Source organism: Streptomyces sp. NPDC107765 (assembly GCF_055657085.1).
The window spans coordinates 142,208-162,541 of record NZ_JBVKBL010000009.1; the positions used below are offsets into that span (position 1 = coordinate 142,208).

Here is a 20,334-nt window from a genome sequence, read left to right on the forward strand (position 1 = left end):
CCATGGCGCACGAGCAGATAGAGGCACCGGACAACACCGCAGTACGAACCGCCCTCTGGCGGGCATTGCACCTCCGTGTCGACCCACCCCCGCACGTGATCATGGACGAGATCGGTCTGCAACTGGTGGCCCCCGGCGATGACTGGCGCGACCGCCCGGACATGGACCCGCAGGCCACCAGCGGATTCCGGGCAGCCATCGTTGCCCGCGCTCGTTTCATCGAGAACCTGATCGCTGAGCAGGCCGACCGGGGCGTGACCCAGTACGTCATCCTGGGAGCCGGCCTGGACACCTTCGCCCAACGCAAGCCGGAGCTCGCCTCCCGCCTGCAGATCTTCGAGATCGACCAGCCAGGCACACAGGCATGGAAGCGCCACCGCCTGGTCGAACTCGGCTACGACATCCCCGACTGGCTGCACCTGGTACCGGTCGACTTCGAAGCCGGCGCGTCCTGGTCCGAGCAGCTGTCCACTGCCGGCTTCGATCCCGGCCGACCAGCCGTCATTGTCTCCACCGGCGTCACCATGTACCTCACCAAGGAAACCACCGTCGCCACCCTGCGCCAGATCGCCGGGCTTGCACCCGGCTCAACACTCGCCATGACCTTCCTGCTGCCCACCGAACTCGTCGACGAGGCCGACCGCCGCGGCCTCCGGGCGAGCGAGGAAGGCGCGCGAGCGTCTGGAACGCCGTTCATCAGCTTCTACACCCCGCAGGAGATGCTGGCACTGGCGCGCGAAGCCGGCTTCAAAGACGCCAGGCACGTACCGGGGGCTGCGCTCGCCGAGCGCTACTTCGCCGAACGGACCGACGGCCTTCGCCCGTCAAGCGGAGAGAGTCTCCTGTTGGCCACCACCTGACCCTCGTCAACGCCGTCTGGCCTCGGAGTCCGTGCTTCAAAAACGCCTGCTCAAGGGCGTGTTGGAGGCGATTCCGCTGCCCCCCCACACGATCGACGTGAGTTCCCCCGAGGACTGGTGGCCTTACGAGGTCGCGTCCAACGGACGCGGTATCACCACCCGCAGGAAAAGGTATTGCCTCGGGGCCGGCACTCACGTTGGCTGGGCAGCATGACTGAACTGCGTACCGCTCGCCTTGCCCTCCGTCGATGGCGTGACACCGACCTTGAACCGTGGGCGGCGATGAATGCCGATCCCGAGGTGCGGGAGCACTTGGGCGACCTGCTTACCCGCGAACAGAGCGATGCCTGCGTGGCGCAGTTTCAGGCCGAGTTCGACCAGCGCGGCTACGGGTGGTGGGCGGTTGAGGTGCAGGCCACGGGGGAGTTCATCGGCTTCGCAGGCTTGGATCAGGTGGACGACGGCATGCCGTTCACAGGAGTGGAGATCGGCTGGCGTCTTGCCCGCTCGGCCTGGGGCCACGGTTTCGCTACCGAGGCCGCGCTGACCGTCCTGGCCTACGGCTTCGACACTCTGCAGCTTCCCGAAATCCTCGCTGTGACCACGGCCACCAACCTCCGCTCACAGGCCGTAATGCGCCGCATCGGCATGACCCGGAACCCGACCGACGACTTCGACGACCTCACCGCGCCCGAGGGGCCCCTGCGCCCGAACGTGCTGTACCGCATCGCCCGTCGTACGAGGATCTGATGTCCTCCGCTGGGTCGCTCCTCAGGCTGCGGTGGCGAGGGACCGTACGCCCCAGCAGATGCCCTTCTCACTGCGGATGCGGGCGCGTTTTCGCTTGCGCAACAAACCACTCCGACGACTCGGCGTCCAACTCCCTGACGGACGGCTGCAGATCACCCGGACCAGAGTGACGACCTGATCGGTCTCGAACGGGGCGTGAAGGAGTTGCGGCTCGGGCTCTACCGGCGCGTTGCGGTGCACGTCGGTAGGGCACGGCTGTAGTGGGGGAGGAGTGGTCGGGCGGAGCGGGTTCACAGCTCTCACCCAAGCGCCCAATGTTCGGCCGGGCCGGTTTCTCGCTCCTTCGGAAGCGCGTCCTCCTGGCGCGAACGGGATAGCAGACCCACTTGCCGCATCGGAAAGTGGCCGTTAGGTTTCCCTCATGGCAAGTGAATCCGGTTCGGCACGCTTAGATCCCGCAACCGCGCGCGCAGCTCTGGACGACGTCAGCGGCGCCCGCTCTCGCATCGCAGACCGCATCAAGAGCCCGTGGTGGTACCACCCGGGACTCGGGCTCTCCCTCGCCTTCGCCTTGTCCTCACCCAGTATCGACTGGGACCTCATTCCCTACGGCGTCATCCTCGGCGTGGGGCTCATTCCGATGTTCCTGGCCTACCTCCTCAAGCGGTCCACCGGTGTCGGTGTCGATCACTACATGGCCACTGAGGGCACCCGGCGTTTGTCCATGAGGTATTCACTCCTGCTTGCTGGCCTCATCATCGTGGGCGCGGTGCTCCAGTGGGTCGTCGGCTTGCGCTGGGCAATGGCAGGATGCGGTGTGGCAGCTTTCCTGCTCACGGCTTTCACTGGCCGTCGCATCGAGGAGGCTCTCCACCAGGACGTACAGGATGGTGCATGAGCGAGGCACGCTTCGACGAGATCATCCATCCGGCCAACCGCCTCCAGATCTGCGCCATACTCGCTGCCGCCGACTCGATGGCTTTCTCGGCCGTCCAAGAGGCTCTTGGTGTCAGCGACTCCGTCTTGAGCAAGCAAGTAAAGATCTTGCAGCGCGCTGGCTACCTCACCGTGGCAAAGGTGACGGCGAACTCCCACCTGCGAACGTGGTTGTCGCTCACCTCTCCCGGTCGTGAGGCGCTGGCAGGACATCTGGCCGAACTACGTCGCATTGCAGATCTCGCGGATTCTGCCCCAGGTCACACAGTGTGAGTACTCCACAGAAGTGGAGCCAGAACCCGTCCTCGTGAACAGCGGCCCCGGGGCAGTCAGGCTGCCTCCCGGAACGCTGAACATCTGCGGTCGGAAGCCGTGAACAAAGCCGCTGGCGACCTGGAGGCCGTTGGGCCTTGGGCTCGACCACACCCTCGAAGTGGTGTGGGTTGAGGCTTTCATCGGGGCGGAGGGAGCGCCGAGGACTTGGCGGCGGTGCAGGGGCCGGTCCATGACGCAGAGCCGTTGGCCGGCCGGGTCGACGAGCTGTGCGGGGTGGCCAAGGGCGGACTCGGACAACGCGCAGCTCATATGGCCGTTGTCCCAGCCTCCTTCCCCGAGGGAGAACTGGTCGCGGTAGGCAGCGTGCCGGTGAGATTCCCCGGTCCAGGTGCCGGCCCGACGGCCAGACGGGCGGCGAGGGTGGCAGCGAAGGTGGACAGGTCGGCGCGGAGGAGGCCGGCGGCCAGGACCACCCGTGGACGCTCGTCGGCACCACTCCCTCACAGGTCATCTCGTTTGGTGAGCCCGCGGTGGCACACGAGGGTGCAGGCGATGCGGGTGAAGGCCAGGAAATGGTTGGCTCTGCGTTAGTAGTGGCGGTGAAGTCTGCGGCATCCGGCGAGCCGGGCCATGGGGCGTTCGATGGGCCAACGGTGACGGCCCGACTGCCGTGAGCCTGGCACCGGAGGTACCGGTCGAGAGAGGGCGGCAGCCCCGACCGATCCGTGATCAAGCCCGCCGAGGGGAGCCCCAGGTTTGCCTCCCGAGGGAGCGGACGCTCCAGCCGAGCGTCGCGGCGGCCCCTCGACTGGCGCATGGCCGATTGAGAGTTTCCCTTATGTCCGGAATATTCGTAAAGGGTATGCACGACTTCTCGTGGCTACGTTCTGTAGCGCCATGCCCTACCACTGTGATTCCCCCCCGGGTGTCCCGTCCACGAGGAGTTCGAGCATGGCCACAACGCGGGTGCGCCCTGAGCCGCCGCCCGTCATGCGGCACCTGCCCGTGCCCCTGCTGCGTACGTCGCGGAAGATCCAGAGCCCGGACAAGCGGGCGACCTGGGTCGGCGTGTGGCCCACCCGCCCTGGCCCGAGCCCTGTCGTGGACGAGCAGAGGCAGCTCGAAGCAGACCCCAAGAACGCCCCGCAGTTCGTCAGGGGGGCGGCCGCCGGCGCGGACCGGCTGGGGGGCACCGGAGACAGCGATGCGAAGAACCGGCTGTTCGGCTCGCCGGACTCCGGCTCCGTTGGGCACGCGGTGCTCCTGGTCGCCCCGGGCAGCAAGGCGCCGCATGACGCCAGACTGCGGAACATCGAGGTCGCGGACGGGGCCCACCGGGTGACGCCGGTCCACCAGGACGACGGCGAGACCCTGCCCGGCAATCCGGGCGAGACCCTGCCCGGCAATCTGGGCGAGACCCTGCCCGGCAATCTGGGCGAGACCCTGCCCGGCAATCTGGGCGAGACCCTGCCCAGCAATCTGGGCGAGATCCCGCCCGGCGATCTGAAGAGGCACGCACGCTTCGGCTCCAAGGACGGCAGTTCCCGGCCCGGAGACAGGCACTTCCACCTTCACCCCTTCCCTCACCACGCTCCGCCACCTCGCCGCGGGCGATCCACTGCCCAGGCGCTGACGGGCCCCTCCATCCGGTTGGTCCGGCATTCCCCCACCTCTGACGTAGGAAGCGACGCATGGACAACAGCCCCCTCACCTTCCCCACCGTCCCCCCATCCAGCAACGGCCACGGCAACGGCCACGGCCCCGAACCCGAACCTCCCTCGGAACTCCACCGGCAGCTCGCCCGTGCTCTGCTGCTGATCGGCCCGAACGACGAAGACCTCAAACTGCGCTATCTCAAGACGCTGATCGACAACGGTCTGCCCCCGGCCACCGCCGCCGAGCGCAAGCGTGTCCTGATCGTCGGCGCCGGCATCGCCGGTCTGGTCGCCGGTCACCTGCTGAAGAACGCCGGCCACGAGGTGACCATCCTGGAGGCCAACGCCAACCGGGTGGGTGGCAGGCTGAAGACCTTCCGTACCGAGGACCCGAAGAATCCCGCGTTCTGGGACGCGAAGCAGTACGCCGAGGCCGGGGCGATGCGGATTCCGGACTTCCACCCGCTCACCCTGGCCCTCATCGACAAACTCGGCCTGGCCCGAAGGCTCTTCTACAACGTCGACATCGAACCGGGCACCGGCTGCGAGAACGTGACCGTCCCCCCGGTTGTCTACCGCTCCTTCAAGAACAACGAAAAGTGGCAGTACGGGAACGAGAGCCCCGAATTCAAGGCCCCGAACAAAGCCAACCGCACCTGGATTCGCACCAACCGCGTCCAGGTCCGTCGGAGGGACTACGCCCTCAACCCACGCCCCGTCAACGAGGGTTTCAACCTCTCCGGCAGCGAGGCCTGCACGCAGGTGTCCCAACTGGTCAACCAGGCCCTGGAACCGGTCCGGGACTACTACTCGGTGCTCAAGTCCAACGGCGAGCGCGAGAACAAACCGTTCGAGGAGTGGCTGGACGGCTGGGCCAGGGTCATCCGGGACTTCGACGGCTACTCGATGGGCCGCTTCCTCCGGGAGTACGCGGGCTTCAGCGACGAGGCGATCGAGGCCATCGGCACCATCGAGAACATGACCTCCCGCCTTCACCTGGCCTTCTTCCACACCTTCCTGGGACGCAGCGACATCAATCCCAACGCCACCTACTGGGAGATCGACGGTGGCAGCTGGAAACTCCCCTACCGGCTCGCGGACGGCCTCAAGGACAACATCCAGATGGGCCAGCGGATGACCCGCCTGGAGTATCTGGACCCCTGGAGCGACGGCGCCACCAGCCGGGTCACCCGGTCGTCCGGGCACCGGGTGCAGATCGACACGGTGAGCGAGCAGGACCCACAGGCCCCGCCGCGGACCTGGGAAGGCGACCTGGCCATCGTCACCGTCCCGTTCTCCAGCCTCCGGTTCACCCGCGTCAACCCGCCGTTCTCGTACAAGAAGCGCCGCGCCATCATCGAGACCCACTACGACCAGGCCACCAAGGTACTGCTCGAATTCTCCCGCCGCTGGTGGGAGTTCACCGAGGAGGACTGGAAACGGGAGCTCGGCGAAGACCTGTACCGGTGGTACCAGCAGCAGGGCGAGGACGAGGCAGAGGCCGCACGGGCCATGCCGGAGCACGTGCGCAGCGCTCCGCACGGGCCGCTCGGCCTCCTCAGCGGCGTGGCGGACACCGAGGTCAGCGAGGCGCAGCTGAAGCACTACCGCAACTGGTCGCTCCAGCAGGCGCCGGTCCGGGAGGCCAGTCATGTCTTCGGCGGCGGCTCCACCACCGACAACCCCAACCGCTTCATGTACTACCCTTCCCATCCCGTCGCCGGCAGCGAGGGCGGCGTGGTCCTGGCCAGTTACAGCTGGTCGGACGACGCGGCGCGCTGGGACTCCATGGACGACGACGAGCGCTACATCTACGCCCTGCGCAACCTCCAGACCCTCCACGGCCGCCGCATCGAGGCGTTCTACACCTTCCACGGCCGGACCCAGAGCTGGCTGCGCGATCCGTACGCCTTCGGGGAAGCCGCCGTCTACACCCCGCACCAGATGACCAGTTTCCATCTGGACGCGATGCTGCCGGAGGGCCCGGTCCACTTCGCCGGCGAACACATCTCCCTCAAGCACGCCTGGATCGAGGGTGCGGTGGAGACCGCCGTGGCCGCCGCCATCGCGGTCCACGAGACGCCACGGCCGGCCGACCTCGCCGCCATGGAACCCGCAGCTGCCGCCCGTCCTCAGGAGGTTCTGACGTCATGACGACCACCCACACCGGCGCGTGGAACGTGGGCCGCTACCTCGCCACCCGCCTCCAACAGCTCGGCGTCACCCACCTGTTCGGGGTGCCCGGCGACCATCTCGGACCGTTCCTGTCGATCATGCAGGAAACCACCGATGTGGAGTGGGTCGGCACCCCCACCGAGGTGGGAGCCGGCTACGCCGCCGACGCCTACGCCCGGGCCAAAGCCGCCGACGCCGACCCGGACAAGGGCGAGGTGGCCATCGGCGCAGTCGCCGTCACCTACAGCGTGGGCTCCTTCAACCTCCTCAACCCCATCGGCGGCGCCTACGTCGAGCAGGTACCGCTGGTCGCCATCAACGCCGCCCCGTCCTACGAGCAATGGCTCAACTACCAGGCAATCGGCCTGCTCACCTCCCACATGAGCCAGCGCCGCGAGAGCAACCTGGACGTCTACCGCCAAGTCACCGTCGACGCCCAGGTCATCTCCAACGCCGCGCTGGCTCCCGTCCAGATCGACACCGCGCTCACCGCGTGCCTGTCCGAGCTTCGGCCGGTGTACCTGGAGATCATGGATGATGTCTGGAAGGCGCCCTGTCCCGAACCGACGGGCACCATCGAACGCCGGGTGCGCCCGTACACCACTCGTAACGACGAGATGTGCCGGGCGGCGGTCAAGGCCACCGTCGAACTGATCGACCGGCACCGCAACCCCATCCTGTGGGCCGGTGAAGAGATTGAACGCCAAAGACTGGAAGGCAAGTTCACCGCACTGGTGGAGAACACCGGGATCCCGTTCTGCACCACCATCGGCGCCAAGTCCGTCGTCTCCGAGAACACCCCGGGCTTCTCCGGCGTCTACAACGGCAAGGCCAGCGATCCCAAGGTGCGCGAGACCTTCAAGGCACACGGCTGCCGGATCGGCCTGGGCACCTGGTCGACGTCGAAGAACCTCGGCGGCGAGCAGGCGCTCGGCGACGACTGGGCGGTCGCCGTACGCGACGGCGTCAGCGTCGGTGCCAGGTACTTCCCCAGCGTCCAACTCGCTCACTACATCGAGGAGCTGGAGAAGGCCCTGAGGGAACGCTTCGGCCACCGCGGTTTGGCCGCCGACGCCTTCGTGCACGCCCATGAGCAGGGCCTGGACGTACCGGCGAGCACGAACGCCTACCTGTCCGGCCTCAGCTCCTCGGACCAGCCGGCGGACCTGCCGGTGACCTACGACAGCTTCTTCGAGCACATCAGCGCGTTCCTCCAGCAGCAGACCACGGGCTCGGGCACCGGCGCCACCACCCCCTACACCGTGATCTCGGACGCCGCGTTCGCCCTGATCGGCTCGATGAACCTGCGCATGCCCGAACGTGCCTCGTACATCGCGCAGAACAGCTGGCTGTCCATCGGCTACTCGGTCGGTGCCACCACCGGGATCGCCCTCGCCAGGAAGCGGCGGAACAAGCGCCCATTGGTGTTCGTCGGCGACGGATCGTTCCAGGAGACCTGTCAGGAACTCGCCACCCACGTCCGCCAGTTGCTCAATCCCGTGATCTTCGTGCTGGACAACGAGGGCTTCTACGGCATCGAGCAGATGCTGGTCAATCCCTGCTATTTCAAGGGCCGGACGTCCGACGGCGCCGACTTCTACAACGTCCTCCACCCCTGGAACTACGACCGCCTGGCCGAGGTCTTCGGATCCGAGAAGACCCCGATGACCGGCGAACAGATCCACAACCACGGCCAGCTGGCCACCCTGCTGGACCGCCTGGCCAACCCGGAGGACAGCCTCAACGCCGGACCGACCCTGGCCCAGATCAGGCTCGCCCGCCACGACTACCCCAAGGCCATGACCTACAAGATCAAGGAGAAGTGCCCCGACTGAGGACGGACGGCGGGGACCGTACCGGTGATGCCGGTTGAGTGGTCCCCGCCCTACCTTCCCACGGGTCCAGCGCGCTGAGCGAGGGCTCGGGCCGGCCGTAACAGACGTCGCCAGCGAATGAGTGGATGGGCCCGGCACCCCCACGTCGCCCCCCCGCACACCCGACCTCGACCGAAGGACCGAAACAGGCAGCCGCTCCGCCGGCACGCCCCTTCCACGGCCCTTCAGGTCGGCTGCCGTATGCCTCGCCGGAGTCATGCGTCAGCGTCTCGACCCGACTGGCGGGGCTGACGGACGGTGGCGGCCGAGGTGTCGTCGTAGACAAGCAGGCCATCGGGACGTAGCCGGAGCCCCGGGGTCGGTGGGTGGGGCACAAGCCGCTTGTCGTGCATCAGGTGTTGCACGGTGGCGTGCCGGGACACGGTGGCGAAGTCGGCGATCAGGCGCCGGTGACAGCGCCACCAGACCGCCTCACTGCACATCACTGTCGTCCGGGAATGCAAGGCTTCGTCGAGCAGTTGATCCAATGCGGCCACGAATGCGGGCTCACGCATATAGGTGGCATAGCCCCTGAACGAGGAGTTGCGCCAGACGACGTCCGGGGAGTCGGCTGGTGCCTTGCGAAAGCCACCCAGGTTCGGTTCCCATCGGTAGCTGATGCCGACCTCCGGCATCCAGTGGGTGAGGCTGCTGCGGGCCAGGTGAGGGGCGCGCCTGCTGCCCGGCCCGATCCGTACGTCGACCACCGAGCTCACGTTCGCCCACTGCAGCAGCTCGATCAACTGCTCTCGACTTGCGGTGCTGTGGCCGAATGTGAGCAGCTCGGCCTTACGCATCCAGCCGCGGAACGTTGCCGAGCCGAACGGTTGAGACGCCTGCCCGGCCGCCCTCCCAGTCGATCACATCCACGCCATGCTCCACGACGCCCGCCTCTCACTCGTGGTAACCGGCCCCTCCGCCTGACCCACCAGCCGTTCCCGGACGCTCCCCTCACCACACCGGAAGGTTCGAGATTGCCCCGATTGCCCTGCCGCGCGGGTTCGTAGGGGCCGGTCAGCAAAGGTCAGCTTCGACGGGGAGGGGAGAGGCTGCGGAGGAAGGCCCGGCGTGGGCTAGCCGGGCCCTTATTTCTCCACACCTCCTGAAGGCGTAGCAGTTAGCTCATCCCAGTCGGCAGGGCGGACCCAAGGCAAGATTCATCGCACGCAACTGCGCCAAGGTGCAGGCTAGTTGATGTCACGTCAGCATCCGGATCTCGGCGTCGGCGGCACCCGCTGCTAGCGCCTAGAGTCGCCCAGCCTTGATCAATCGAACGGTCCTACCCAGCTTGGACTATGAAGATCCGTGAACCCTGAGGTGCCCCGCCGGCTTCGAAGTCCGGCGGGGGCACCTCACACGCTATTCGAATTTACCGAGAAGCGATCGGGGCCCGGCCGCCAGGCCAACATCTGCCGTCCCGGGTCAGGTCGCGGCCGCAGCGGTGCTCAGCACGGCAGGGCGGTCTCAACACGCCGTTAGGAGGTAGCGCCGTGGGCGCGCAGTTCTTCGTTGATGCGCTGGGCTTCTTCGAGTTGGTCTTCGAGGATGATGATGCGGCAGGCGGCTTCGATGGGGGTGCCGTCGTCGACGAGTTCGCGGGCGCGGGCGGCGATGCGCAGTTGGTAGCGGGAGTAGCGGCGATGACCGCCTTCGGAGCGCAGCGGGGTGATCAGGCGGTGCTCGCCGAGAGCGCGGAGGAAGGCGGGGGTGGTGCCGAGCATTTCGGCGGCCCGGCCCATGGTGTAGGCGGGGTAGTCGTCGTCGTCGAACTTGTCGACGGGGCGGGAACTGCGAGGGGGCATAGACCTCTTCTTTCGGGGACGCGTCGAGGGGCCCGAGTGCCGTACTGGCACCCGGGCCCCGAGCTTTTAACACCATCTACCGGCTGACTGCGCCGGCCTTCTTGTTCCGCAGGTCTGCCTGGGAGGGCAGAAGTGCGGGGATCGCGGATGCGTGACCGGGGACCACCTTCCAATCCGGGGCCTGCGGTACCCGAGCGGTGTTCTTCCTCGCCCGGGCGATCCTGATGGCGTCTGCTCCTTATCTCATTCGGTTACTCGGTTGTACTGCTGGATATCGCGGGTACTGCATGCGGCCCCTGGGGCCGCTCGGCCCGGCAGCCAGTGAAGGAACCCACCATTTCCGGCCCCTCCGCTCCACTGCCGTTCCGCATCCTGCCTGACTTGCTCGCACGGCAGTTCATCTCTGCCGTGCCCTCTTCGACTTCCTGGGTACGAGAAAACACTAACCCCCGCACGCGCCCATGTCTACTCTCGCCGTGACAGATTTTCTCAACACTCAGCGAGTGGGCTTCTGCCTCATGCGCACCCGGAAGAGTGCCATCCATGGTGGAAGACCGGCCCGGCGGGCGCAGGCTGAGCCCGGCGGCGCAACCGACCCAAGCCGGGTGTGGGCGCATGAACGACACGACGACAACCCACGACTGCTCCGAGACCCCCGCTCGACCTCGAAGAGGACAGCTGCCAGCACCCCACGCGCCCGCGGTGTCGCCCGTGCCTGCGCCGACGCCCTGGCTTCCAAGGCCGCGGCGAACCCTCGCCCTGGTGGTCCCCGAACGCACCACCAATGCCCTGCGCCGGGAGGCGGCCCCTACACCCTCGAAGTCAGCGCCACCGCGCGGACCGCGGCGCAGCCAGTGAATGGCGCCGCCAGCGACCTCAGCCCGACGCCCCTGCCGGCGCCCCTACGCGAACGCACCTCTGACTCAACGGCGGCACCGGCGGCTTCGGAGGGCACGTGATCCGCAGTGCTGGATCGTCTGGGGGCACATCATCCATCTCGCGGTGTACACGACCTGTGACCGGTCATCTCACGGAACTCGCCCGAGAGTGGGCAACTCACTACTCGCGGTATACCTGCCGGTAATTTCCATGCCCACCCGGACCTGCACGGAAGTCCCGGCCTTCCCGGGACGGGCGGTACGTACCGCGTCGCCAGGGGGATGCCGGCGCCTGGACTGTAGGAGCCGAGCGCTACTCCGACCGCTGAGTCGGCCGCTGCGGGGCGGATACTTTGCCCCGCAGCGGTCCGGCCTTGCTCGGGCCGGGTGCCCCAGCAAGGCCGACGCCGTCTCCTGGTGTGACCCCGTCAAAGCGATGAGGGGTATCAAAGCCGAGGCCGTCACGGCTGAGCCCGTGCTCATCGGTCGCCGCCATTACCTTGAGCAGGTCGAAAGGGCAGCGGCGACGACGACGCGCCTAGTGCCTCGACGAGGTCGAAGAGAAGCCGGCAACGGATCGCCGGCCCGGGCGGAGAGGGATCAAGGGGTGAGGACGACGACGCCGAGGGCGTGGCCGTTCTCTCCGATCACGGGTGAGGCCCGCAGCGCGCGTTGACGCATGGCGCGTTCCGCGTCGTGTGCAGATGTCACGGGCGAAGTGAAGGGCCCACGGTCGTAGCTGAGGTCCCGCAACCGGGTTTCCTCGGTGTACCAGGAGCTTTGGTCGTGGGCCGTGAGCTGGGAAAGGGTGATCAGGCCCGTACAGCGCCCGTCCTCGTCACGGACGAGGAGATGGTCGGCACGGGCCCCGATGAGGACGGACAGGGCCACGTCGACGATCATGTCGTCGCCGACCTGTGGTCCCGGCGACGACATGACGTCGCCGGCTGCTTTGCCGGAGCGGTCCGCCTGGGGGTGGCTCTGCAGCATCAACGCAAGCCTCCGTGAAGATGGTGATCCGACGAGCCGAGCGTGATCGTCCGGAACCGGTCTAGGCGGTCGGGGTCGACGAGGTCTGCCGCGCCGTGGGTGTTGCGGTTCGGGCTGATCCGGCGACACGGCGGGCCCGGGCGGGGCGGCTGCGGCGGCCGCGTGCGGAGGAGCCGCTGCGCTTGGCACGTTCGACGACTGGTGCGGCGATGGTGACCGGGGTGCCGGAGGGTGCCTGGGCGCCGGTGATGCGACTCAGTTCGGCCTCGCCGGAGCGGACCTGGGTGGTCTGCGGGGTGATGCCCGCGTCCGCCATCAGGCGGTTCATGGTGCGGCGCTGGTTGGGCAGGACGAGGGTGACGACGCTGCCGGACTCGCCGGCGCGCGCGGTACGGCCACCGCGGTGCAGGTAGTCCTTGTGGTCGCTGGGCGGGTCGACGTTGACGACGAGATCGAGGTTGTCGACGTGGATGCCGCGGGCCGCGACGTTGGTGGCCACCAGGACGGTGACGTGGCCGGCCTTGAACTGGGCCAGGGTGCGGGTGCGCTGGGGCTGGGACTTGCCGCCGTGCAGGGCCGCGGCGCGGACACCGCTGTTCAGCAAATGCTGGGTGAGGTTGTCCACGGCATGCTTGGTGTCCAGGAACATGATCGACCGGCCTTCGCGGGCGGCGATCTCGGTGGTGGTGGCGTGCTTGTCGGCGCCTTGGACGTGCAGCACGTGGTGCTCCATCGTCGTGACCGCGCCCGCCGAAGGATCGACGGAGTGGACCACCGGGTCCGTCAGGTAGCGCCGGACCAGGAGATCGACGTTGCGGTCCAGGGTCGCCGAGAAGAGCATCCGCTGCCCCTCGGGCCGAACCTGTTCGAGCAGGGCGGTGACCTGGGGCATGAAGCCCATGTCGGCCATCTGGTCGGCCTCGTCCAGCACGGTGATGCCGACCTGGTTCAGCCGGCAGTCACCACGCTCGATGAGGTCCTTGAGCCGTCCCGGCGTGGCGACGACCACCTCGACCCCGCCTCGCAGTGCGCTGGCCTGGCGACCGATCGACATTCCGCCGACGACGGTGGCCAGCCGCAGCTTGAGCGACCGGGCGTAGGGGGTGAGGGCGTCGGTGACTTGCTGGGCCAGTTCCCGGGTGGGGACCAGGACCAGTGCCAGTGGCTGGCGGGGCTCGGCGCGCTGCCCGGCGGTACGGGCCAGCAGGGCCAGACCGAAGGCCAGCGTCTTGCCCGATCCGGTGCGACCGCGGCCGAGGACATCGCGTCCGGCCAACGAGTTCGGCAGAGTGGCGGCCTGGATGGGGAACGGGGCGGACATGCCTTCCGCGCTCAGGGCCGCCAGCAGCGCCGACGGCATGTCCAGCTCGGCGAATGTTTCGGCCGGGGGCAGGGCGGGAGTGTGGGTGACGGGCAGGGCGAACTCTCCCTGCAGTGACGCGGGGCGCCGTCCGCGACCCCCGGAACGACCCGCGCCCGAGCGGTTCGACCCTCCGGGGCGGTAGCCGCCACGGCCTGAGCCGGACGAGCCGGCAGAGCGGGAGTAGCGGTCATTCGTGCGAGCTGTGCGGTTCATGGAGAACCTTCCTCGATGCGGTGCGTCGAGGAATTCCCGGAGGCAATGAGCCGCACACAAAGAATCGCAAGAACGAACCGGTGAAATGAGAGAGAACGAAGCGGGGCGAAAATATGGCGGCCGTGTGCGCCCAAGTGGGGCCGGCAACGCCGCAAAGAATGGCCTGGCTGCCCGCGCGCCGCGTGTGCGGCCGTGGTGCGGCACACGGGGCCGAAAAAAGCAACGAGCTGGGGCCCGCACCCAAGGTGCGGGCCCCAGCTACGGTGTTACGCGTGAGCGTCAGGCGGGAACGATGTTCTCGGCCTGCGGGCCCTTCTGGCCCTGCGTGACGTCGAAGCTCACCTTCTGGCCTTCCTGCAGCTCACGGAAGCCCTGGGCGGCGATGTTCGAGTAGTGGGCGAAGACGTCAGCGCCGCCACCGTCCTGCTCGATGAAGCCGAAGCCCTTTTCCGAGTTGAACCACTTCACGGTGCCAGTAGCCATGTCATATCTCCTTCGGGCAGTGCCCGGAGCCCGCACCGTGCGAGCTCCGTATCGCTGCGTTGATTGCCCGTCCGGAAATAAGCACCGGAAATACGAAAGCGCTCCGCCATGTACGACGGCGAGACGCTTGAAGTCTGGGAACCACAACTGCAACTGAAGATCGACGGTAGCACGGTCTTGGCGGCCATGCGCGGCACTTGACCCCGACGCTTTCGAGAGCGTAAAAAATCCTCACCCCACCGGTGGTAAATTCTGTAGTTGCGGCAGGAGATATTCGGAATCGGTGCTCGCCCGTATTCGACCGGAAATACGCCGATCTCCTCGGCCACCGCCCAGGCTCCGCAGGCGTCGGCCGGGCACCCTCCGTGCATGGCCGAACGGCGCCGTGCGACCGTCAGCACGTCAACCAGTGGACCGTCACCGGTTCACCCCGCGGCGCCGGTCAGCCCGCCGCGGGACCCGTAGCGCTCAGCAGGGAGCAGACCCGCCGAGGTCCGCCGCCGCAAGCGTTCGCATAGCGGTCAGATGCGGCGTTTCCCGTTTCCCTCCTCGGAGTGGTTTCGCCCGGCCACGGGGCCGCATCCGGTGATCTTCCGGTTGCCTCTCGGACAGCAGGCATGGTGCGCACGAGCAGACCATGCGCCGATACGCGCAAGCAGAGGGGCCACTATGACCGACGGGACGGTTCTGTTCGCGGTACGCGAGTTCCCACAGAGTCAAGGCGTCGCCGCGGAGCAACTGCGCAGAATTCGCAACGAGTTGGAGACCCGAGGGCTTGACGTGCGCTGGGCCACCACAGCCGACGATGCCCAGGCAGTGCTGCGAACCGAGGCCGGCATGGCCGCCGCCGTGATCGACTGGGACCTTCCCCAGGCCGCCGGAGAAGGCGGCGAAACAGGCGGCGCCGAGGTACTGCGTCACGCCGGCCGGCGCTTCCAGAATCTCCCCGTTTTCCTGGTCACGGACGGCGAAGACCTGGAACACCTGCCCCTGTGGGTGGCCGAAACGGTGATCGGCTACATCTGGCCGCTCGAAGACACCGCACCCTTCATCGCCGGACGCATCGCCAGCGCCGCCCGCGGCTACCAGCACAACCTGCTCCCACCGTTCTTCAAGGCATTGCGCCGCTTCGACCACGCGCACGAGTACTCCTGGCACACCCCCGCCCACTCCGGCGGTGTCGCCTTCCTCAAGTCCCCCGTCGGCCGGGCCTTCCACGACTACTTCGGAGAACGGCTGCTGCGCAGCGACCTGTCGATCTCCGTGGAGGAACTCGGTTCCCTCTTCGAACACACCGGCCCGGTAGGTGACGCCGAGCGCAATGCCGCCCGCGTCTTCGGCGCCGACCGCACCTACTTCGTACTCCACGGCGACTCCACCTGCGACCGGATGGTCGGTCATTTCAGCGTCACCCAGGACGAGATCGCACTGGTGGACCGCAACTGCCACAAGTCGGTGCTGCACGGCCTGGTCCTCTCCGGCGCCAGGCCGGTCTACCTGGTCCCCACCCGCAACGGCTACGGACTGGCGGGCCCCCTGCCGCCCGCCGAGATTCAGGCACAGTCGGTCGCCTCCCGGACCAGCCGCAACCCCCTGACCCAGGGAGCCGTCTCGCCCAGGGCCCAGTACGCGGTGCTGACGAACTCCACCTACGACGGCCTGTGTTACGACACCCTCCAGGTCGCCCAGGCCCTCGCACCCAGTACCCCTCGGCTCCACTTCGACGAAGCCTGGTTCGCCTACGCCCGCTTCCACCCCCTTTACGCCGGCCGCTACGGCATGGCGGTGGGCCCCGAAACCTTCCCCGGCCCCGAACGCCCCACCGTCTTCTCCACCCAGTCCACCCACAAGCTGCTGGCCGCTCTGTCACAGAGCGCCATGGTGCACATCAAATCCGCACCCCGGGCGCCGGTGGAGCACGACCGGTTCAACGAGGCGTTCATGATGCACGGCACCACCTCACCGCTGTATCCGATGATCGCCTCCCTCGACGTCGCGGCCGCGATGATGGACGGCCCCCAAGGCCACTGCCTTATCGACGAAGCGGTGACCGAAGCCATCCGCTTTCGCCAGACGGTCGTACGCGTCGCCCGGCGCATCGCCGCCGCCGACGACCGGCCCGACTGGTTCTTCGGTGTCTGGCAACCCGAGACCGTGACCGACCCGGCCACCGGCGAGCGTCTTCCCTTCGCCGACGCACCGCTTGAACTGCTGCGCACCGAACCGTCCTGCTGGCAGCTGGAGCCCGACGCCGACTGGCACGGTTTCGCCGGACTGACCGAGGGCTACTGCCTGCTCGACCCCATCAAGGTCACCCTCACCTGCCCCGGCATCGACGCCACCGGACGGATCGCCCCCTGGGGCATCCCTGCCCGCGTCCTCACCGCTTACCTGGCCACCAGGGACATCGTGGTGGAGAAGACGGACAGCTACACCACGCTCATCCTCTTCTCCATGGGGATCACCAAGGGCAAGTGGGGGACTCTCATGGACGCCCTCATGGACTTCAAAACGCTCTACGACCACAACGCACCCCTGGAGCGGGTGCTGCCCGAGCTGGTCGCCGCCCACCCCCACCGCTACACCGGCCAGACCCTGCGCCAACTGTGCCAGGAGATGCACCACCACCTGCGCGATGCCCGCCTGGTCGAGCTGCTCGACACCGCCTTCCAAGACCTGCCCGAGCCCGTTACCCCGCCCCAGCACTGCTACCAGCGCCTCATCCGCGGCGGCACCGAGCGCGTGAGGCTGACCGACGCGGCCGATCGGGTGGCCGCCGCCATGGTCACCGTCACCCCGCCGGGCATCCCCGTCCTCATGCCCGGCGAAAACACCGGCACCCCCGACGGCCCGCTGCTGCGGTACCTGACTGCCCTGGAGTCCTTCGACCGGCGCTTCCCCGGCTTCCGCAGCGAGACCCACGGCGTCACCGTCGCTCCGGACACCGGCGACTACCTCATCGAATGCGTACGCCAGATCCCCGCCCAGCAAACCGGCCGCACGGCCAGAGAGCACTACAAGACACCGACGCCGCAGCCGCTCAGCCCCCAACTACCCACAGACTGACCCCAAGGCACCAGGCATGCCCCTGCCCCGGACCGGGTGGCGATGCCCGGCACTTTCTGCATGTGTGATCACCGGTCGGACAGCCCGCCGGTGAGAGTGCGTGGCCGGAGGGCGTCGAAGCGGTGCTGGTTGAAGGAGAGCATCTGGAGGAGGCGGTCGGCGGCTCCTCCTGGTTCGTCCGGTGGTGACTGTGCGGGGAGGGGCATGCTGCCCCTGGACGCCCACCAGAGGGAGCCGTTGCTGTCGATCGAGGTGCGCGTTTGGTTTCTGTTGTCCTGGTGGAGGCAGTAGGGGACGTCGAGCAGGCCGAGGCGGAACGCCTCGTGGAGGGAATCGCCCACCGTGGTCTTGAGGGAGAGCGTGGTGTTGATGAGCGCTGACGCCTCGTGAAGCACTTCGCGTCTTGGAAGGCGCGCGGAGCGGGGGACACCGTGGGCGGCGTTCGCGGCGTTCGCGGCGATGCGGAGGGCAGCGACATTCTCCGCGATGGTGGGGATCCGTTGGGATTCGACCATTGTCTTGACAATGAGACGTTCGCAGCCGGAGGTTGCTGCAAGTTCGGCGCTCTCTCGAAGAAGCGCGGTGGCGCCGTCCGTCGACTTGGGGTAGACCCCCATGAAGGTGTAGAGGACCACGTGCCAGTCGATATCGCTGAGGTGTTCCTCGGCGAGGGTACGCAGAGCCAGGATCGCGTCGAGGTCTTGCTGTGGATTTGACTGCTGGGCGTAGCTGAGGGAAACGCTGCGGATGCCGTTCTCGACGAAGAAAAGGCATTCGAGGACGCTGAGGGCGACCAGAAGACTCGGTGGACACAGCTGCCCCAGCATGCACCCGCCGAAGGTCTCAAGATGTGCGGAACCCTGCCCGCCTTCCGCAAGGATCTGACATCCCTCTGCCCAGGCGTCGATGGATTCCCGCAGTGGCACCCTGCTGTAGGGCAGGCAGTAGGAAACCGGACCTCCCTCGGAAACGGTGAGACCGAATCTGAGCATGGTGCGAAAGATGTCCTGGGGCTTGGGGGATCCATGCCTGACCTGAACGGGGAAAGCGTCCAGGTCCATGCCGCGCAAGAGCAGGGAATTGCTCGAATCGCTGTGCGATACGAGCGGGTAGCCGTTGAGTGACTCACCTGAAGCGATGGCTCGGCCGGCCCGTAGGAACTGCCCTGTGCGCGTGAAACTGTCCAGGGTGATGGTCCCCACCACACGAGGGCCGGCACCCCGGGTCGCATCGAGACCGGCCCTCATGAGTTCAGGGCCGGCGAAGCCCATGCGGGGTTGAACAACCAGTTCACCCCGGTTGCTTGCCTCGGCGACATACGTGCCGAGGCTGGATATCTGCACCATACCGATTGCCGATCCTTACGCCGCGGTCGCCGTTGAACTTACCGACAGGCTGGACAGGTACGAGCGGAACGCATCGACGGCCGTCTCTCCGACGAACACCTCGGCAAAGCCCATATCGCGTAAACGCCGTACTTCGTCGTCATTGACCTCTCCGTGGGTGTTGAGCTTGCCACCGAGGACGACAGGCGGGCGGACTCGCTCCGGCACGTGAAAGACGGCGTCGAGCAGGGAAGGAGCCTCCAGGAGGCCATGGCCGTTGACGGTGCTGACCAGGAGGAGATCGACATCCGACTCGGTGAGGGACTCGACCACAAGTCCGGTCGGGGTGCAGGGGCCGAGATTGATCACCTGCCACCCGCGCTCTTCGAGAAAGAGCTGCAGATAGACCAGGTTCCAAGTGTGGGCGTCAGAGCTGATGGTGGTGACAACCGCCACGGGGGGCCGAGAACTCATGAGCGGGCTATCTCCTTGTCGCAAGGGCCGGCCGATGGCGCTCCGTCGGCGGTGCGCAGCACCGGGGTCATGGCAATCCCGGCGAGCGCGAACGTCGCACCGAGACCAATCCAGCCGATCGATCCGTTCTCGATGACCAGGGTCGAGATGACGAATGGGGCGACCATTTGGGAGAACGCGAATCCCGTGGTGAAGAGTCCCTGGTACTGGCCGTTCTGACCGGAAGGAGCGAGGTCAATGCTGATCACCCAGCCGGCTGCCGACTGGATGATCTCTCCGTAGAGATGGAGGCCCGCCGCGACGAGCAAGAGGACACAGGCGCCGATTCCGGAAACGCCGTTTGTCAGGCCGGTGAGAACGCAGGCGCCGAGGAACAGGAAGCCGGCCAGCCGCCACGACCGCCGTGCCGAGTCGAGCGTTCCGATCCTGCGTGACGCGGATACCTGAAACAGGACGCAGCCCACGGTGTTGAAGAGAATCAGCACCGCCGCCATCCAATGCGGGGCACTGGTGTGCTGCACGATCCACAACGGGAATCCAATGTCGAGCATGGCGAAATGGATCACCATGATCATGTTCACCATCGTGGCGGCCGCATACCGGCGGTCCCGCAGGACCGGCAGCTTGGCGGCGCCGGGTTTCACCGGCACGGCCGCGATGCGAGGCAGCGCGAAGAGGATGAGACCGCAGAGGAGATAGGACGCCGCGTTGAAGCCGATCACGGCCATATAGGCCTCGCGGGTGTCGACCCAGATCGCCAGGCCGGCGATACCGCTGCCGATCGCGACGCCCAGATTGCCGATCGTGCGGATCTGGGCTCTCGCCAGGGTCGCATCTTCACCGGCGGTCAGGGTCGAAAGAACCGCCTGCCGCGCCGCGTAGGCGCCTCTCTCGATGAACGTGAACACGACGGCGACCGCCGTGAATTGGAGGATTCCGTCGACCACCAGGAAGAACACGGCGGCCAGCGCGCTGAGGATCAGGAGCACGGCGGCCACGTCACGCTGGCCCCGCCGATCAGCGAGGTGCCCGAACGGGACACCGGAGAGGAGGCCGGTGGCGCCGGCGATGGTGAGTCCCACGCCGAGCTGGCCGGGCGTCACCCCCGCGAACTTGGTGAAATACAGCGCCGAGGAGGCCATGAAGGCGCCCCGGCCCAGCAGGTTGAAGAAGACCGCTGTGCCCAGTAAGCGGACACTGGTCGACATGGATCG

Annotated in this window: 15 protein-coding genes; 7 read left to right on the forward strand and 8 right to left on the reverse strand. The window is 67.2% G+C overall.

Features of this window, described 5'->3' with window-relative positions; genetic code table 11:
- Window positions 1-2 precede the first annotated feature (2 nt).
- The 6 genes from ACZ7MX_RS22815 (at window position 3) to ACZ7MX_RS22840 (ending at window position 8,487) form a co-directional block, all read left to right on the forward strand.
- The gene (locus ACZ7MX_RS22815) at window positions 3-860 is read left to right on the forward strand and encodes a class I SAM-dependent methyltransferase (protein WP_472134814.1); all 858 of its coding nucleotides are present in this window, start codon (window positions 3-5) and stop codon (window positions 858-860) included.
- A 210-nt stretch (window positions 861-1,070) separates the two neighbouring features.
- Window positions 1,071-1,610, forward strand: a complete 540-nt coding sequence (locus ACZ7MX_RS22820) for a GNAT family N-acetyltransferase (RefSeq protein WP_472134816.1) — start codon at window positions 1,071-1,073, stop codon at window positions 1,608-1,610.
- Between the two features lie 421 nt (window positions 1,611-2,031).
- On the forward strand, window positions 2,032-2,508 hold the full coding sequence (locus tag ACZ7MX_RS22825; protein ID WP_472134818.1) for a hypothetical protein: 477 nt from the start codon (window positions 2,032-2,034) through the stop codon (window positions 2,506-2,508).
- The gene (locus tag ACZ7MX_RS22830; RefSeq protein ID WP_472134820.1) at window positions 2,505-2,819 is read left to right on the forward strand and encodes a transcriptional regulator; all 315 of its coding nucleotides are present in this window, start codon (window positions 2,505-2,507) and stop codon (window positions 2,817-2,819) included. Before ACZ7MX_RS22825 ends, ACZ7MX_RS22830 begins: the two co-directional genes overlap by 4 nt.
- Window positions 2,820-4,513: 1,694 nt before the next feature.
- The gene (locus ACZ7MX_RS22835) at window positions 4,514-6,631 is read left to right on the forward strand and encodes a flavin monoamine oxidase family protein (RefSeq protein ID WP_472134822.1); all 2,118 of its coding nucleotides are present in this window, start codon (window positions 4,514-4,516) and stop codon (window positions 6,629-6,631) included.
- Entirely contained in the window at window positions 6,628-8,487 is a 1,860-nt protein-coding gene (locus ACZ7MX_RS22840) for a thiamine pyrophosphate-binding protein (RefSeq protein WP_472134824.1), read from the forward strand. The genes ACZ7MX_RS22835 and ACZ7MX_RS22840 overlap by 4 nt, the downstream gene beginning before the upstream one ends.
- Before the next feature lie 254 nt (window positions 8,488-8,741).
- Here the strand turns inward: ACZ7MX_RS22840 and ACZ7MX_RS22845 are convergent, their stop codons facing one another.
- From ACZ7MX_RS22845 to ACZ7MX_RS22865, 5 genes are all read right to left on the reverse strand, one after another.
- Complete coding sequence (locus ACZ7MX_RS22845; RefSeq protein ID WP_472134826.1) at window positions 8,742-9,323, reverse strand: DUF488 domain-containing protein; 582 nt, start codon at window positions 9,321-9,323, stop codon at window positions 8,742-8,744.
- Between the two features lie 678 nt (window positions 9,324-10,001).
- The gene (locus ACZ7MX_RS22850) at window positions 10,002-10,328 is read right to left on the reverse strand and encodes a MerR family transcriptional regulator (RefSeq protein ID WP_472134828.1); all 327 of its coding nucleotides are present in this window, start codon (window positions 10,326-10,328) and stop codon (window positions 10,002-10,004) included.
- A 1,478-nt stretch (window positions 10,329-11,806) separates the two neighbouring features.
- On the reverse strand, window positions 11,807-12,196 hold the full coding sequence (locus ACZ7MX_RS22855; RefSeq protein WP_472134830.1) for a CBS domain-containing protein: 390 nt from the start codon (window positions 12,194-12,196) through the stop codon (window positions 11,807-11,809).
- 61 nt (window positions 12,197-12,257) lie between these two features.
- Window positions 12,258-13,772 carry a DEAD/DEAH box helicase gene (locus ACZ7MX_RS22860; protein WP_472134832.1) on the reverse strand — a complete coding sequence of 505 codons (1,515 nt, stop codon included), beginning with the start codon at window positions 13,770-13,772 and terminating at the stop codon, window positions 12,258-12,260.
- A 279-nt stretch (window positions 13,773-14,051) separates the two neighbouring features.
- Complete coding sequence (locus ACZ7MX_RS22865) at window positions 14,052-14,255, reverse strand: cold-shock protein (protein ID WP_006604579.1); 204 nt, start codon at window positions 14,253-14,255, stop codon at window positions 14,052-14,054.
- 669 nt (window positions 14,256-14,924) lie between these two features.
- Between ACZ7MX_RS22865 and ACZ7MX_RS22870 the strand changes: the two genes are divergently transcribed.
- The gene (locus ACZ7MX_RS22870) at window positions 14,925-17,321 is read left to right on the forward strand and encodes an Orn/Lys/Arg family decarboxylase (RefSeq protein ID WP_472134834.1); all 2,397 of its coding nucleotides are present in this window, start codon (window positions 14,925-14,927) and stop codon (window positions 17,319-17,321) included.
- A 68-nt stretch (window positions 17,322-17,389) separates the two neighbouring features.
- On the opposite strand, the gene ACZ7MX_RS22875 is transcribed toward ACZ7MX_RS22870, so the two are convergent.
- The 3 genes from ACZ7MX_RS22875 to ACZ7MX_RS22885 are packed head-to-tail and all read right to left on the reverse strand — an operon-like array spanning window position 17,390 to window position 20,328.
- Window positions 17,390-18,667, reverse strand: coding sequence for a methylaspartate mutase (locus tag ACZ7MX_RS22875; protein ID WP_472134836.1), 1,278 nt, complete (start codon window positions 18,665-18,667; stop codon window positions 17,390-17,392).
- A 15-nt stretch (window positions 18,668-18,682) separates the two neighbouring features.
- Complete coding sequence (locus tag ACZ7MX_RS22880; protein WP_472134837.1) at window positions 18,683-19,120, reverse strand: cobalamin B12-binding domain-containing protein; 438 nt, start codon at window positions 19,118-19,120, stop codon at window positions 18,683-18,685.
- Window positions 19,117-20,328 carry an MFS transporter gene (locus ACZ7MX_RS22885; RefSeq protein ID WP_472134839.1) on the reverse strand — a complete coding sequence of 404 codons (1,212 nt, stop codon included), beginning with the start codon at window positions 20,326-20,328 and terminating at the stop codon, window positions 19,117-19,119. The genes ACZ7MX_RS22880 and ACZ7MX_RS22885 overlap by 4 nt, the downstream gene beginning before the upstream one ends.
- Window positions 20,329-20,334 lie beyond the last annotated feature (6 nt).